General features: G+C 46.5%; 14 protein-coding genes. 9 read left to right on the top strand and 5 right to left on the bottom strand.

Going from position 1 to position 15,183, the window contains the following annotated elements; genetic code table 11:
- Nucleotides 1–103 precede the first annotated feature (103 nt).
- The 5 genes from C4S60_RS02330 (at nucleotide 104) to C4S60_RS02310 (ending at nucleotide 6,047) form a co-directional block, all read left to right on the top strand.
- Entirely contained in the window at nucleotides 104–1,177 is a 1,074-nt protein-coding gene (locus tag C4S60_RS02330; protein ID WP_103878717.1) for an efflux RND transporter periplasmic adaptor subunit, read from the top strand.
- The gene (locus tag C4S60_RS02325; protein WP_103878716.1) at nucleotides 1,177–4,257 is read left to right on the top strand and encodes an efflux RND transporter permease subunit; all 3,081 of its coding nucleotides are present in this window, start codon (nucleotides 1,177–1,179) and stop codon (nucleotides 4,255–4,257) included. The genes C4S60_RS02330 and C4S60_RS02325 overlap by 1 nt, the downstream gene beginning before the upstream one ends.
- Nucleotides 4,258–4,345: 88 nt before the next feature.
- On the top strand, nucleotides 4,346–4,702 hold the full coding sequence (locus tag C4S60_RS02320) for a DUF2147 domain-containing protein (RefSeq protein WP_103878715.1): 357 nt from the start codon (nucleotides 4,346–4,348) through the stop codon (nucleotides 4,700–4,702).
- Between the two features lie 193 nt (nucleotides 4,703–4,895).
- The gene (locus tag C4S60_RS02315; protein WP_103878714.1) at nucleotides 4,896–5,573 is read left to right on the top strand and encodes a DUF3313 family protein; all 678 of its coding nucleotides are present in this window, start codon (nucleotides 4,896–4,898) and stop codon (nucleotides 5,571–5,573) included.
- A gap of 12 nt (nucleotides 5,574–5,585) precedes the next feature.
- A complete protein-coding gene (locus C4S60_RS02310; RefSeq protein ID WP_103878713.1) occupies nucleotides 5,586–6,047 on the top strand; it encodes a hypothetical protein in 462 nt (153 codons plus the stop codon).
- Between the two features lie 57 nt (nucleotides 6,048–6,104).
- Here the strand turns inward: C4S60_RS02310 and C4S60_RS02305 are convergent, their stop codons facing one another.
- Both C4S60_RS02305 and C4S60_RS02300 read right to left on the bottom strand, forming a co-directional pair.
- The gene (locus C4S60_RS02305) at nucleotides 6,105–6,338 is read right to left on the bottom strand and encodes a CG2 omega domain protein (RefSeq protein ID WP_103878712.1); all 234 of its coding nucleotides are present in this window, start codon (nucleotides 6,336–6,338) and stop codon (nucleotides 6,105–6,107) included.
- A gap of 193 nt (nucleotides 6,339–6,531) precedes the next feature.
- Nucleotides 6,532–7,425: a LysR family transcriptional regulator gene (locus tag C4S60_RS02300; protein ID WP_103878711.1), complete on the bottom strand. Its 894-nt coding sequence runs from the start codon at nucleotides 7,423–7,425 to the stop codon at nucleotides 6,532–6,534.
- 99 nt (nucleotides 7,426–7,524) lie between these two features.
- On the opposite strand from C4S60_RS02300, the gene C4S60_RS02295 reads away from it, so the two are divergent.
- From C4S60_RS02295 to C4S60_RS02280, 4 genes are all read left to right on the top strand, one after another.
- A complete protein-coding gene (locus C4S60_RS02295; protein WP_103878710.1) occupies nucleotides 7,525–7,989 on the top strand; it encodes a c-type cytochrome in 465 nt (154 codons plus the stop codon).
- Between the two features lie 70 nt (nucleotides 7,990–8,059).
- Nucleotides 8,060–8,734 carry a cytochrome b/b6 domain-containing protein gene (locus C4S60_RS02290; protein ID WP_160111319.1) on the top strand — a complete coding sequence of 225 codons (675 nt, stop codon included), beginning with the start codon at nucleotides 8,060–8,062 and terminating at the stop codon, nucleotides 8,732–8,734.
- A 42-nt stretch (nucleotides 8,735–8,776) separates the two neighbouring features.
- Nucleotides 8,777–9,328, top strand: coding sequence for a luciferase domain-containing protein (locus tag C4S60_RS02285; protein WP_103878972.1), 552 nt, complete (start codon nucleotides 8,777–8,779; stop codon nucleotides 9,326–9,328).
- 253 nt (nucleotides 9,329–9,581) lie between these two features.
- Nucleotides 9,582–10,169: an AAA family ATPase gene (locus C4S60_RS02280; protein WP_103878708.1), complete on the top strand. Its 588-nt coding sequence runs from the start codon at nucleotides 9,582–9,584 to the stop codon at nucleotides 10,167–10,169.
- 55 nt (nucleotides 10,170–10,224) lie between these two features.
- Here the strand turns inward: C4S60_RS02280 and speB are convergent, their stop codons facing one another.
- The 3 genes from speB to C4S60_RS02265 form a co-directional block, all read right to left on the bottom strand.
- On the bottom strand, nucleotides 10,225–11,151 hold the full coding sequence (gene speB, locus C4S60_RS02275) for an agmatinase (RefSeq protein WP_103878707.1): 927 nt from the start codon (nucleotides 11,149–11,151) through the stop codon (nucleotides 10,225–10,227).
- A complete protein-coding gene (speA, locus tag C4S60_RS02270) occupies nucleotides 11,152–13,062 on the bottom strand; it encodes an arginine decarboxylase (RefSeq protein WP_103878706.1) in 1,911 nt (636 codons plus the stop codon).
- A gap of 239 nt (nucleotides 13,063–13,301) precedes the next feature.
- Nucleotides 13,302–15,113: a sigma-54-dependent Fis family transcriptional regulator gene (locus tag C4S60_RS02265; protein ID WP_103878705.1), complete on the bottom strand. Its 1,812-nt coding sequence runs from the start codon at nucleotides 15,111–15,113 to the stop codon at nucleotides 13,302–13,304.
- Nucleotides 15,114–15,183: the final 70 nt, after the last annotated feature.

The raw sequence follows: 15,183 nt of genomic DNA, 5'->3' as shown, positions 1-15,183 counted from the left end.
TAAGCGAACCAGCTTCTTGTGTTGACCCACTCATGACCGAAATAGACCCACTCGTACATTTTACCATTTTGCGACAGGCCCAGCCTATTACTATGACTCATCAATGTCGCTGCAATGGTTGAATGAAATGAGAGTGCCACACAGTTATAAAAATGGACTGACTACCCTGATAGTCGCGCTGAGCCTATTTGGCTGCAACAAAGATGAAGCACCAGAAGTCACTTCTGTGCCAATCAAACCGGTGAAAACCTTGGTTGTAAGTCAGAAACAGCATCAGGTGAGGCACTTTACTGGGATTCTCGAGGCGAACAAAACCATCGATATGAACTTTAGAATCCAAGGTGAATTGACAGATTTGCCCATTAAATCGGGGAAAAAAGTCGAAAAAGGACAACTGTTAGCTCAACTGGATAATAGCCAACAACTGATCAATAAAAAGTCTCGTAACGCCACTTTGAAACAAGCAAAAGCAGAATACGAGCGAGCACAGACACTTATCAATAAAAATGCCATTAGCCAGGCGAACTTGGATGCGTTGGAATCCCAATATATTTCAGCGCAAGCCGCTTTTGAGCAAAGTGTAAAAGATGTTGAGTACACCTCTTTGCTTGCTCCTTTCTCTGGTGTGGTGAGTCATCGTTATATCGATAACTTCTCTAAAGTTACCTCGTCGACCAAAATTCTCACTTTGCAAGACGTTGAACAATACAAAATCACCATCACGGTGCCGCAATCACAGTTTGTGCAAATTCAAACCGCTGATGCCGTTAAACTCAGCGCGGAAATTGAAGGCTTTTCACAGCCATTCCCACTAAAAGTCGATGAGCTCAGTGTGAGTCAGCAAAGCAGCCAGCAGCTCCATGTCACTTTAGTGATGCAGCCCCCGTCTGAGCGAAGACTGTTCACGGGGACTTCGGTTAAGGTCAAAGCTGAGGCATTTGGTGTAAGCCATTCGATGGTATTGCCTAGCCACACTGTGCTCAGTGATGGCAACGGGCATTATGTGTTCGTAGTACATCCCACAACCAATGTACTCGAGAAGCGAACCGTGCGCGTTGATGGCGTCAGTGAACAAGGCATCAATATTGTCGATGGATTATCGGACGGTGAGCGCGTTGTCGTCGCCGGCGTGAGCCAAGTTCATGACGGTCAGCAGGTAAGAGTGGAGACGAAATAATGTCGATGACTGCTTTTTCTCTACACAACAGCCGCATCACGCTGCTTATTATTGCGGTGTTGACGTTTTTGGGTATCCAAGCCTATAACACGATCCCGGAGGCGTATGATCCTGGGTTTACGATTCGAAATGCACAGGTCATTACTCAGTTTCCCGGTGCCAGCCCAAAACGTGTCGAGGATCTGGTGACCGACCCGCTTGAAAAAGCGGTGCTAGAGCTTGCGGAATTGGACTTTGTTAAGAGCCAATCTAAAAATGGAGTGTCGATACTCACCGTCGCCATCAAAGAGGACTACTCTGAGCTACAACCTATTTGGGATAAATTGCGTCGCAAGATAGACCGCGCTGCGAGCACACTACCAGAAGGTGTTTCAGCACCTGTGGTTAACGATGAGTTTGGCGATGTATATGGCATCGTGCTGGCGATTCACGGTGAAGGTTTTTCTTATCGTGAACTAAAACAAACAGCAGAAGACCTTCGTAGTGGACTGTTCTTGCTTGACGATGTGGCTAAGGTTGACCTTCATGGCGTACAGCAAGAGCAAATCAAACTTAAATTCGATGCCAATGCGTTAGCGGCCTATGATTTAACACCCAATCAGCTCGCGGATATTTTGTCGAAACAGAATATTGTCTTGAGTGGCGGCAGTGTTGTTTTTGGTCAGGAGCGCTTACCGATTGAGCCGAGTGGTAACTACAACACACCGGATGAGATCAAAGGTACCTTGGTGACGTTACCAAGTAGCGGTAAGACAGTGAGGTTGGACAGTCTGGTCACCCTCGAATCGGGGTACGAGTTTCCTATCAACAATCCAGTCTACTTCAATGGAAAGCCGTCCGTTAACGTTGCGATTGCTATGGTTGAAACCGGCAATAATGTGCGTTTGGGCGAACAAGTCGACGCTTATGTAGAGCAGTTCACTCGTCAGTTACCTATTGGCTTGGAGATCAGCAAGGTCAATTTTGCTCCCAAGGAAGTGAAAGACAAGGTTGATCAATTTGTATCAAGCTTAGTGCAATCGATGACGGTTGTTGGCTTGGTGATGTTTATTTTCCTAGGGTGGCGAACCGGGCTGATTGTGTCTCTACTGGTGCCTATCAGTATGCTACTGACCATTTTGGTGATGTCTAAAATTGGGGTTGGTCTGGATCAGATCTCCCTTGCCGCGCTCATTATTGCACTCGGTATGTTGGTCGATAATGGCATTGTGATGTCGGAAAATATTCTGGTGCGCATTAATCAAGGGGTGAGCAAAAATGTCGCAGCCATTGAGAGTGCCAATGAGCTTAAACTGCCTTTGCTAACGTCATCCTTAACCACGTCCGCCGCTTTCTTGCCGATCTTTTTAGCAAAGTCGAATATGGGTGAGTATACGGGGGCATTATTTGTGGTCGTAACTATTACGCTCTTGGCCTCTTGGCTGTTGAGCCTAGTGATGATCCCGCTACTTTGTGTACTGCTTTTAAAGCCAACCAAACAGGTAAAGGAAGAGTCACCTAGCCAGCTCGCGTGGTATGCCAAATTACTGACCAGGCTTATCCGTTTTCGCTGGCTCACTGTGGCGACCATGGTGGTGGCAACGGTATTCGCTTTTCAAGCGATGAAGTGGTTACCGAATATCTTCTTCCCGCCATCAGAGCGAACTTTTTTCAAAATGGAAGTGACGATGCCAATGGGAACGTCCATTGAGCACAACCAAGCCATGGTCGCGGACATTGAGCAGTTCTTATTTTCGTTGCAAGCTAAGGAACCTTCGCATGGTAAGCCTAGCGTCAAGGAATTAGATACGGATAATCAAGGTATCAAAAACTGGACGGTGTACGTAGGTTACGGTGGCCCGCGTTATATTTTACCGCACAGCTCTCGAACGTCGAGCCCGGAATACTCATTCTGGATCATCAACACCCACGACTATCGTGATAATCCTGAACTGATGCAACGTATCGAGTCTTACATCAGCGAGAATCATCCAGATGCCATTGCGACCACAAGACTTATCGAAAATGGCGCGGCGATTCTGAATCCGGTTGAAATTCGATTAAATGGCTTGGATCAGGATAAGGTCTTTGCGATTACTCAAGAGGTCAAGGCGAAATTAGCCAGTATAGATGGCCTCAAGGATGTGAGTGACGATTGGGGGCAAAAAACCAAAACCATCCGTATTGTTATTGACCAACAAAAAGCCGCGCTCGCAGGCGTGAATAACCGAGACATCGCACTTAGCTTGCAAACGTCACTGGTTGGCAAAAACTTGAGTGAGTTTCGTGACGGAATCTTGAGTATCCCTATCGTGCTTTCTAATGAAGAGCGTGAGGAACTTAATGTTGAACAAATTTTGGCACTGCCAATCTATACTCCTGCGGGAAGCGTGACGCTCGCGCACATTGCCGACGTCGATATCGTATGGCAAAACGCCAAGATCTATCGTCGCAATAGTTACAAATCGGTCACCATTGGTGCTCAGTTGGAGCCTGGCTATACCGCGAATGAAGGGCTGAATGCGATTTTACCTTGGTTGGAGACAGAGTCTCAAACTTGGCCGAACAGCATCTTCTATGAAATTGGCGGTGAAGAAGAGAAGTCGAAAAAGTCGACAGGCAGTATCAGTGAAAATCTGCCACTGGCGCTGTTTGTCATTATTGGTTTGCTGGTGGCGCAGTTTAACTCATTTAGAAAGCCCATCATCATCTTATCAACGATTCCAATCGCGTTTGTTGGGGTAGTAGCAGGTCTACACATTGGTAATAGCTTCTTTGGTTTCATGACATTCTTAGGCGTGATATCGCTGGCGGGTATCGTGATTAACAACGCCATCGTTTTACTTGAACAAGTGGATATTGAACTGTTGTCAGGTAAGCGTGCTATTGATGCACTGATCGCAGCGGGTAAGAGGCGCATGAAGCCAATTCTCCTTACCACTCTGACCACTGTTCTAGGGATGATTCCGCTACTCATAACAGGGGGAGCAATGTGGCAAACCATGGCGATCGCCATTATTGCCGGGCTTATTTTCTCTACTTTGCTGACGCTGATATTTGTTCCCGTCCTGTACAGCATCTTCTATCGAGTAGAGGTTTAACCCAAATTTTAGTGGGTGAAAGGACTAATGGGAGGGGGGAGCCACTCTCCCTTTTTGAAACGATTTTAAATTAAACAAGGGCTTTACAATGAAAATACTAGTCACACTCTTTTTTACCTTATGGTCGGTGACGACGTTTGCCAATTCAGCCCCGATTGAAGGCCTATGGTTGGCGGAAAATAAATCCACACAAATTGAAATTAGCCAAACCGAATCAGGGCGTTGGCAGGGAGTCGTGACAAGCTCTCCGTCCAAGGCGGAGTTGGAAGGTACGCAATTATTGTCGGCCATAGTAGAAGCACCAGATGGTTATGAAGGCAAAGTGTACGCGATTAAGAAAGCGAAACACTATGATGCGGAGATCAAGCCCGTGGATAACACATTGCAGATAGAGGTCACAGCCGGATTTTTTTCGAAAACCATGATTTGGACACGCATTGAATAAAATCGCCGTTGCGATACGTATCAGTTGGAGGCATGGAGTTCTTAAAACTGGCGAGGTGCGGTGACACTCAATGACCTGTTCTGAATGGACATTTCATGCCAGATTTATACCCATTCGTTCTCTAAACGCTTACCCGAAGATGAGGCTCGGTTAGAGTAGCTAATATATTGGACAGCAATCTATAGGAAGCAGGATGCGATCACTCATTTGGATGGGACTTTTAGTAACATTAACCGCGTGCAGCATGGCACCAGAGCGCTCCAAGAGCAATGAATTTGAATATCATGCGACGAATAACTCAGCCTCATGGCGCTATGTATGGATACCGAAAAAATACGTTGATAATGGGACATTAAAAGACAAATTTTCTACGTACTCTAGTTTTTATGTCGCTCCAACGAGATTGGAAGTCGAGGGTTCTGAGTTTGACGAGGTTCAGCTAAGAGCCTTTGCTAATTACCTTGAATCGGAGGCCAAAGATACTCTAGGTGCCTATAAATCACCCACGTCAGCCCCTGAGTTGAGTAGTCAAAAGAGTGGCTTAACAGTGCAGTTTGCTCTGAGTAATGTATCGACACCAAACTCGATATTGGCGACAACCAGTACGGTATTACCGATCGGGTTAGCGATTTCATATGCGTCTATGCTTACCACTGGGGAGCATACTAACGTTACAACCGCCAGAGTCGAAGTACTGATAAGTGATAGCAAAAGTGGTGAGCCGCTGTTTTCTGCAATTGATATCGTTGCAGGTGATAAAAGTTTTGACAATATCCTCGATCCAGAAGAAGAAATTCGCAAGATACTAAGATTATGGGTCAATAAGCTGGAGCAGACGTTACTGAACCAAGATCCTGTTGACACTCAATAAAGGAAGGTTGAAATGAGTTTTGTTTTTAAATCTATTTTCCCTAAAGTCATTGATAACCACTATCAAGGCGCAAAGCTTAGCCAATATTTGTTTTACTTCCTGACGGCTGTCACGTTATGGCGTAGTCAGCATCACTTACTGGCCGCAGATGGCGGTGCGCAAAGTATTGCAACGATACCGTTGGATGCTTTCAGCTCTGAGGCGGCATCAACCATAATTGGTGTCTTCGCATTGTGGGGGTTATCGCAGTTGCTGATTGCGTTTCTCTATCTTTTGGTTTCCATTCGCTATCGAAGCTTAATTCCACTGATGTACATCATCATGATTGCCGAGTACGCAGGAAGACTAGCGATTGGCATGTATAAGCCAGTGGTGACGGCTGGCGATGCACCTGGAGCGTTGATTAATTTACCCATGGTGTTGGTGTGTATTTTTGCGTTACTAGGCTCTATTTATCGCCGTGGAAACCATTAAGCCAACATTGTCATTGGTCGCGACCACTTCGACGAACAGTGGTCGCTATTGTAGAAGCTATTTTTTCTTTCCATGTCCTTTACCCGGGTTATCTCCCCCGTGAACACTTCGATTTTTTTTATCTTTATGGTTCTTGTTATCACACTCTTCTGATTCAACTTTTACGTGCTTTGACTCATAACTTACGCAGTCTTCGCTAAGTTCAAGGTTATCTGTTTTGATAGAGATGTCTGCATAGCTTGCTGATACAGGTAGTAGAAGTGCAGCGAGAATCAGAAGTAGGTTACGCATGGTGTTTGTGCCTCATGGAAAAATTGGATGAGGCGTAGTTTAGATATTTGGCGAAGAAGAACTTGTCATTTCGCGCCATTAGGTAAAAGAGTTTAGGTCGTTTATTGTCAATGAAGGGTATTACCCGTGGCGCTAGATTAGGATTAAGGCGAATGTTTGGATTGTCGAAAAGTACTCATGAGTACTGTTTTTACTAACTTAATCCTGCCAAACGAGTTCGTTCTGGTTTTATTGCTTCTTTCATATAGTCGAAAAAGGCTTTTACTCTCGCTGAGTTTTCTAAGTCACTATGCGTCATCATCCACAAATCTGTACCCTTGTGTTTGATCTCCATTTCTACTTTTTGCAACCTCCCCGAAGAGTTGCCAACAAAGCACGGCAGGTACGCCAGTCCCATACCTTGCTCAGCAGCCATTACAAGTGGCTCAAAGGAATCGGCTTTTAGAACAACCTGTTCGTCTGGAGTGCTGTTCGATATTTGCCGTGAGGCACTTCCCTGTATCATTGCCGAGCTTATTCCTAGCCAGTTTGCTGACTCTAATGGATGTTGCCCCTGGAGGCTGTTGATATAAATTGGTGCTCCATAAACACCAAAAGCGATGCTGGACAGTTTTATGCCAATGAGTGATTCAGGTAATTCCTTGGCGGGTCGGATGGCTACATCTGCATCCAGTTGCGAAAGATCTAGCTGGCGAGAGGTTACATTCAGTTCAATCTGAATTCGTGGATAGAGTTGATGAAATTTAGCCAGATGGTGGAATAAGACTAAGCGCAGCAGTGTGTCGGTTGTTGTTAATCGCAATGTCCCCTCTAATTTCATTTCCTGACCGAATATCTTACGCTCCAGCGCTTTTACGGTAGACTCGATTGAGAGGGCAGAGTCGAGTAGTTGCCGTCCTTCCAGTGTTAGTTTGTATCCAGTTGGTAGCTTGTGAAACACTCGTAACTTATGACGATGTTCAAATGCGTTTAGTCGGCGTAATACCGTACTGTGATTAACACCAAGTGATCTTGCGGCCGCAGAGACGGAGCCTTCGTTCGCAACAGTCAAAACATACTGTAAATCATCCCATCGAATGTTGTGCATTTTTGCAAATCCATTGTGCTTAATTGAGGAATTTACCTACAAATTAGCACGGGTATAGTAAAAACAACAACTAACAAGAACGAATATGGAGTTCATAGTATGAAAAGGATCCTTGTTACTGTCTGTTCTGTTTTGATATTGGCTTTTGGCAACAAATCATTGGCGGCAGAACCCTTTGAAGCAGAAGTAGAAGCTCGTCAGGCATTTATGCAGGTGCTGAAATTTAACCTTGGCATTCTGGGTGATATGGCGAAAGGTAATCGCGAATACGACGCAAAGCTGGCTGAAGCATTGGCCAAGAATATTCATGCTGCGTCCCAAATGAATAACGGTGCTATGTGGCCTGTGGGTTCGGATAATTCTAACTCAGCGATTTCAACCAATGCTAAGCCTGAAGCGTGGTCTCAATATCCCAAGGTAGCGGAGAAACATGGAATTTGGATTGAAGCTTCTGGTGCACTGGCGTTAAATGCAGGTAACGGATTAAGTGAGCTTCAAAAAAACATAGGCGCAGTGGGTAAATCGTGTCAGGGCTGTCACAAACTCGTCAAAGCGGACGATTAATTCCTGACAGGCTATGGTCTCCACTAGCCAAACCAATGCCAGCAAATTCTATTATAGAGAGCGAAATAGTATGGAAAACAATCCACACTCACTCACCAAAGTATGGGATGTACCAACCAGAATATTTCATTGGGCATTGGTTTGTTTGTTTCTGTTTTTGATCGTCAGTGGTGAAATTGGTAATGACTGGATGAGGATGCATATGCTCGCTGGGTATCTGCTGTCAGGGCTTATTCTGTTCCGATTTATTTGGGGCGTTGTGGGCTCTTATCACGCAAGGTTTAGCAATTTCGTGCGATCACCACGTCAAGCCCTGCACTACCTTCAGAAGGTGGTTAAAGGCCACGCAAACCACTATGCGGGCCATAATCCGGCCGGAGCCATTATGGTTATAGCAATGATAGTTGGTTTAGGCATTCAAGCGCTTACAGGTTTGGTTACAACGGACGACATACTTTGGAATGGGCCCCTCTACCACTTGGTGTCTGCTGACCTTAGAGAGTTTGGTGGAACTATCCACCGTTTGCTTGAGGTTGGCCTTAAGATCATTGTTGCACTTCACGTCATCGCCGTCCTGATTCATAAATTTTTGTTGAAGGAACCACTGATCGCTGCAATGGTTCATGGTCGTAAACCGCTTCCACCCATCGAGAAAATTGTAATAGAAGTCCGCATTTCTCTGTTAATTTTCGCAGTTGTGGTATCCGCAGGTTGGGTTATCTGGTTGTGGTCCCTGCCCATATAGACGGTGCGGCAATACATGTATTATCTGATAGCGGAGTTAAACATGAATATTGTTAATATACTGCGTACATTACCTGTGCTTGCTTTATTTCTCATGATGCAGGTAGCTGCGGCATCTGAGACAGAACACCTGCCAGCGAAAGCTACACCGATACCGGCGACGACAGATAGCGTGCCGCATGTACAGTTGGGCATCGAGCCAGATCCAGAGATTTCAACCGCATTGCTTACCCACGTCGCGCGAATTCCAGGCGTTGAGGTCCGTAACACAGTGATTTCATTACCGGGTGCTCTGGGTTTTTGGCTAACAGACGATGTTGTACTTGCCAAGCCCTACGCAATCGTTGGTGGTCGAGAGTTTGCCCATGTCCATCCTGATGGAAGCCTGCATGCTTCTCTGCCGCCAGCATTAGCGGTTAAAGCGGTTGAGGCAGGCTGGGCGGTTCATCACCCCTGGGCTGATAAAAGAAAGGGTTGGGAAGGATTTGTGATGATCTACACACCCGTGAATGAAGAAGAACTAAAGATTGTTCTTCAACTCATCGTAGCATCCTATAACTATGTTACCGGAAGAAATCTTGTTCTAGATTTGTGAGTACCCACGAATGCTCAGAGGTTGCTGTGTACCGTTTATTAGAGCTAGTGGTGCAGCCCCCGTCCTTATTCAAATAGTGATGTCGTCGGGTTGTACTTGAGAGCAGGGCCGATTAGTTTTCGTTCTATTTATCAAAAAAAACGCCTTCAATAAGAGAGTTTCAGGTTTGTTCCGTTTCGGACGTCTAATCTGCTCAAAAATGCCGTTCTTCAACTAAACTCTATATAGAACAAACCACTAGGCAGAGGCCGCTATGAAAAAGCAGTTGCAAGTTGTGGTAACAGGGGGACCCGGCGGTGGCAAAACCACGGCGCTGGATCTGTTTCAGCGAGAGTTATGCGAAAAAATCGCGGTGGTTCCTGAGGCTGCGACGGTGCTGTTCTCGCAAGGGATTGCCCGTACTAACGACGACGAAATCATTAAATTGGTTCAGAAGACCATTTACCAGCTTCAAAAAAATCTTGAAGAGATGTATAAGCTCCAATATCCAGAAAGGCTGCTGGTGTGTGACAGAGGATCGTTGGATGGTCTGGCTTATTGGCCGGGTGAGGAAGAGGACTTTTTCAAGGTGATTGATTCAGACTTTGAAACTGAGGTCGCGCGTTATGATGCGGTGATTTTCTTTGAATCAGCGGCTGCAAGCGGTCATGACATTAACAGCAATAATCCGGTTCGCAATGAATCGACGGAGCAGGCGGCTCGACTGGATAAAAAACTTCAGGCGATATGGTCGCGTCACCCTCAGTTCTATTTTGTTGGTAGCTCAGAATCATTCGTCAGAAAAATCATGTTTGGCATCATGACGCTGGAAAACGTGATTAATCGCCATCAACGAGAATGAAGGTATGGAATGTAAAAGAAGCAAGCCCCTATTGGTGACTTGCTTCTTGGTAGTATTACTCTTGTTCCGCCTTGCTGGCCCACACGTAGAGTAGCTCTAGCGCGATAGTCGCCCCAGCTAGTGCGGTGAGTTCGCTCTGGTCGTATGGGGGAGAGACTTCAACCACGTCCATACCCACTACGTTGACCCCCGCCAGGCCTCGAATGATCTTCAGTACTTTGTCGGAATTCAGACCGCCACATACGGGGGTACCTGTCCCAGGTGCAAATGCTGGGTCCAAACAGTCGATATCAAATGTGATATAGACAGGTTTGTCGCCGACGGTTTCGCGTATCTGTTTGACGATCTCTTCTGAGCTCAGATCATTGGCCTGCATAGCATTGATGACGTTAAAGCCATGGTCGTCATAATTGTACTCGGTACGAATACCAATCTGCACCGAGTGTTTAGCTGAGATCAGACCTTCTTTTGGTGCATGGTAGAACATGGTGCCATGGTCGTAGCTACTGCCGTTAGCATAGGTGTCAGTATGTGCGTCAAAATGGATTAGAGCCATCTCTCCGTGGTGTTTAGCATAGGCTCGCAAGATAGGTAATGTGATGAAATGGTCACCACCAAGTGCGAGCATGGTTTTTCCGCTCTTTAGAATTTCACTGGTCGCGGCTTCTAAGCGATAGGTAAAATCTTCGGCATCACCACAATCGAAAACTAAGTCGCCAGAGTCGATAACTTTAGTTTTGTCGAATACGTTGAAATCCCATGGAAATTTCTTTCCTTCCCACGCTAGGTTAACCGAAGCGCGGCGAATCGCGTCTGGCCCCATGCGAGCACCAGGGCGACCAGAGGTCGCCATGTCGAGAGGAACACCCAAAACCACCACGTCAGCATCAGCAGACACTGGATTTTTCACGTATGGACGACGTACAAATGTCATCGCATTGGAATACAGTGAATAATCAGTTTTAGTAAACAAATCATTCATTTAAAAATCCTCTAAATAGGTATAGCCAGTCAGGCCATATTCTAGTTCTTCCAAAATCAGCGCTTGTTCGTCTGCGTCAATGTGGCGCTCGACCAGCTCTTTGTAATTGTTCTTGATGGCATCGACGTCGATGTGTACGTAGCGCATCATGTCTTCCACTGTATCACCGAGATCGATGGCGGCAAACTCGAAATCGTCTTCTTCGGTCACGTTTACCACAGCACTGTGAGTGTCACCAAACAAGTTGTGCATGTCACCCAGAATTTCCTGGTAGGCACCGACAAGGAAGAAGCCTATCAGATACGGCTTGTCTTTGTTCCAAGCTGGTACAGGCAGTGTAGATTCAATGCCCTGGCCATCAACATATTGCTCGACGGTTCCATCTGAGTCACACGTAATATCCAGCATAATGGCGCGAGTTTGCTCTTCACTGTCTAAACCCGAAAGCGGCAGTACAGGGAAGACTTGTTCAATACCCCAGGCATCAGGCATAGACTGGAACAAAGAAAAGTTCACAAAGAACTTGTCTGCAAGGCGTTCGCTCAGCTCGTCCAGAATCGGTCTGTGGAACCGGTTCTTATTGTCCATCTGGTTATGCAGCTCACCATAAATACTCAGGCTGAGTTGCTCTACCCAGGCTCTTTGATGCAAGTCCACGACACCAGAGGTGAACAGAGTCTGAGCCTCGACCAGGTCACTTTGAGTATCGTTGTAGATCTCAATCAGTGCGCGTGCGTTAGTACCGGCTTTCAGGTTTTGCCAGTTCTGCCACATATTCTGCAGCAGCATAGGTGCGTCTTGTGCAGGCGCATCTACCACGGTCACGTTGTAGCTTTCAGTACCGATGACATTAGTAATCAGCACCGCGTGGTGTGCGGTGAGTGAGCGACCAGATTCAGAAATGATCACCGGCGCGCTTTCTTCATAAAGAGCACACACATCACCTACGGTACTTACGATGTTGCGAGCGTACTCCGCCAAGCCGTAGTTCATGGAACTGCTTGATTGGCTACGTGTACCATCGTAATCAACGGCTAGACCGCCCCCAACATCGAAGTAAGCAATAGGCACTGACATTTTGCGAAGCTCACAGTAGAAACGTGCAGCTTCGTTCACGCCATTACGCACGTCGCGGATGTTGGCCATCTGCGAACCTAGATGGAAGTGAACCAGTTGCAGCATTTCGAGCTGATCTTCAGCTTTCAATCTATCTACAACTTGTAGCACTTGAGATGCAGACAAACCGAATTTCGATTTTTCACCGCCGCTTGCTTGCCATTTACCTGCCCCTTGTGATGCCAAGCGAATGCGTAAACCGACACGAGGTTTGACGTTTAGCGCTTTCGCTTCTTTAAGGACAGTATCAAGCTCAGATAGCTTTTCCAGAACGATGAACACTTTGTGGCCAAGTTTTTCGCCAATAAGAGCAAGACGCACGTATTCTCTGTCTTTGTAGCCGTTACAAACAATCACAGAGCTCGCACGCTGCGCCATCGCAAGCACTGCCATTAGCTCGGGCTTACTGCCCGCCTCAAGGCCGAGCTGTTTAGTTTCAGCTTCTGCCTGGCTAGCAAGAATTTGCTCTACGACGTCTTTTTGTTGGTTCACCTTAATTGGGTAAACCAACAGGTATTCATTTTGATATCCGTAATCGTTTATCGCCTGGTTAAACGCATCGCAGATACCATGAACTCGCTGGTGGATAATTTGCGGAAAACGTACCAAAGCAGGCAGAGTTAAGCCTTTGTCTTCAAGTGCTTGTGCAATGCGAGTTAGTGGAACCTGATGTTGACCGTCTTTGCGAGGAGAAACAGTCACGTCGCCGTCATCATTGATGCCAAAAAAGTTCTGGCTCCAGTGTTGTACGTTGTAGTCGGCACGGATACGGTCAAGTTTGGAAGTATTAGTCACGGCATGTCTCACTTAATCATGCGCTCAGGCTGGTACTAATCTTGTCTTTGTCGAATTGTCGCTCGATTTGATGATTGGAAATTAGCGTTAACCTGAAAAATCAAACCTCGTGATGATCTTCCATGATGGTCACGAACAGCTTCTTGAGAGCCAATGTTGTGGAGCAGGGTACTCAAGAGTCGTGCGCATTAACGGATAATTTGGCCTTGAAGTCTAACAAAACTATTTTGTCGAAAGGATTAGCTTTGTTGTTTTGTCGTTTTAATACCAAGCTTGTTGAGTTTGCGGTAAATGGTATTGCGACTGACACCCAGCAGACGCGACGCCAGACTGACATTTCCGTTCGTTGCTTGCATGGTCTGAATCAGTTTCGCTTCTAAAGTAGCCTGTAAGTCATGGACTGAGGTAGTGACCCTGCCGTCGAGAGAGCAAAATTTCTCTTGTATATTGTCTGGAAGATCAGTGAGTTGAATATTATCAATGTCACAAAGCGCCGCAATGAGCCGACAAGTGGAGTCAATCTCGCGGATATTACCGGGCCAAGGATAGTGCGTCATCTTTTCCAGCAGTGAATCAGATAGTGTTTGTTGGTTTGCGTGCTGGGCGAAAATCGAACGGATCAGGGCCTCTAAATCCTGACGGTAACGTACTGACGGCAAGGTAATGCTGAGTCCCTCCAGTCGATACCAGAGATCTTCCCGGAACTCGCCTTGAGCCACCATTTCTTTCAAGTTCTTGTGACTAGCCACTATCACGTAAACATCTACGGGATAACTGCGTGTTGCGCCGATAGGAGCGACAACCTTCTCCTGCAAGACATGCAGCAGTCGGGACTGGGCGCTCAGTGGCAGGTCGGCAATTTCATCCAGAAATAAGATCCCGCCATCCGCCTGACGAAATCGTCCTTCAAAGCCTTTTGGATTGGCTCCGGTAAAGGCCCCTGGGGCATAGCCAAAGAGTTCGGCTTCAATAAGATCCTTGGGTAGTGCTCCACAGTTTATAGAAATCAATGGGTTATCAGACAAAACGCTTTGTCTGTGCAGCGCTTTGACAAACTCATTTTTACCCGTGCCGGTCTCTCCGGAAATCACCAGACCAATGCGCTTGTCCATGACCGTTATAGCTTGTTTCCATGCTTGCTCGACAACAGGATCACCTTGGTGAAGTGGGCAAGAGGGTTGTTGTTCCGATTTCACTGGCATGTTCTTAGCCAGAGAGGGTTTGTTGGAATGGTGGCGGTTTACGGACTCCACCTGATAGTAAAACTGTTCGGTTTTACGTACCCGATTTAGTGCAAGAGAATCCAAAACCGATTCGATCGCGTCTCCGGGTTGCAATTGATTGGCGAGCACGCTGGCAGCAATGGCATTTTGTGCTAGCACTTGGCCATTTTTGTCGGTAACAACGATACCCTGCCAACCACTGTCAAGCACGGAACTATCGTGGCCGAGCTTTATCTTGAGCGCCGCATCGGGAATAAAGTTGAGTAACTCACTTTCGATATTCTGAACCATGTTCTGAATCAGAACCTGAGTCGCATCATTGTGCGCCTGATACTCACTGGTAACGTCAAGGACACCAATCAGCTCACCCGTGGGCGAAAAAATTGGACTGGCAGTGCAACTGATGAAATGGTGATGTCGGATAAAGTGCTCCCCACCAATGACGGAAACCGGGCGCTTTTCTACGATGGCAGTGCCAATCGCATTGGTGCCTTTGAGCCCCTCGTCCCAGTATACGCCCTGATCCAGAGCGATTTCTGTTAGCTTTTCACGAAACCGTTTCTGTCCCCAGGTTTTTATAATGATGCCTTTGGTATCAGCCAGTATTAACCGACTGTCGGTGCGAGAGAATATTTGACAAAACAATGGGTAAGCATGCTCCTCTACGACTTGAATCAGCGTTTGATGTTGGTCTACCCGTTCAGTAACCTCATTGCGGGGGAGTCGGTGATCTTCCGGTTGAGTTCGGCTGTTTAAACCGGCCTGAATACTGCGTTTCCAGGAGTCTCTTAACCAGGCTTTTTGTGGCGGTGTTGGATTGACTAACATGTGTGTTCCATTTTGTGACAGTACACTGTGACAACATGCTACTTAACGGAACACTAACCGCTTTCGCATC

This window comes from Vibrio hangzhouensis (genome assembly GCF_900107935.1).
Taxonomy (GTDB): Bacteria; Pseudomonadota; Gammaproteobacteria; order Enterobacterales; family Vibrionaceae; genus Vibrio; species Vibrio hangzhouensis.
Note: the sequence above shows the minus strand (reverse complement) of the source record. Positions and strands in the feature narration are given on the sequence as shown.

Coding starts and splice junctions, on each gene's coding strand:
- C4S60_RS02330 (WP_103878717.1), top strand. CDS start 104: ATGTCGCTGCAATGGTTGAATGAAATGAGAGTGCCACACAGTTATAAA.
- C4S60_RS02325 (WP_103878716.1), top strand. CDS start 1,177: ATGTCGATGACTGCTTTTTCTCTACACAACAGCCGCATCACGCTGCTT.
- C4S60_RS02320 (WP_103878715.1), top strand. CDS start 4,346: ATGAAAATACTAGTCACACTCTTTTTTACCTTATGGTCGGTGACGACG.
- C4S60_RS02315 (WP_103878714.1), top strand. CDS start 4,896: ATGCGATCACTCATTTGGATGGGACTTTTAGTAACATTAACCGCGTGC.
- C4S60_RS02310 (WP_103878713.1), top strand. CDS start 5,586: ATGAGTTTTGTTTTTAAATCTATTTTCCCTAAAGTCATTGATAACCAC.
- C4S60_RS02305 (WP_103878712.1), bottom strand. CDS start 6,338: ATGCGTAACCTACTTCTGATTCTCGCTGCACTTCTACTACCTGTATCA.
- C4S60_RS02300 (WP_103878711.1), bottom strand. CDS start 7,425: ATGCACAACATTCGATGGGATGATTTACAGTATGTTTTGACTGTTGCG.
- C4S60_RS02295 (WP_103878710.1), top strand. CDS start 7,525: ATGAAAAGGATCCTTGTTACTGTCTGTTCTGTTTTGATATTGGCTTTT.
- C4S60_RS02290 (WP_160111319.1), top strand. CDS start 8,060: ATGGAAAACAATCCACACTCACTCACCAAAGTATGGGATGTACCAACC.
- C4S60_RS02285 (WP_103878972.1), top strand. CDS start 8,777: ATGAATATTGTTAATATACTGCGTACATTACCTGTGCTTGCTTTATTT.
- C4S60_RS02280 (WP_103878708.1), top strand. CDS start 9,582: ATGAAAAAGCAGTTGCAAGTTGTGGTAACAGGGGGACCCGGCGGTGGC.
- speB (WP_103878707.1), bottom strand. CDS start 11,151: ATGAATGATTTGTTTACTAAAACTGATTATTCACTGTATTCCAATGCG.
- C4S60_RS02265 (WP_103878705.1), bottom strand. CDS start 15,113: ATGTTAGTCAATCCAACACCGCCACAAAAAGCCTGGTTAAGAGACTCC.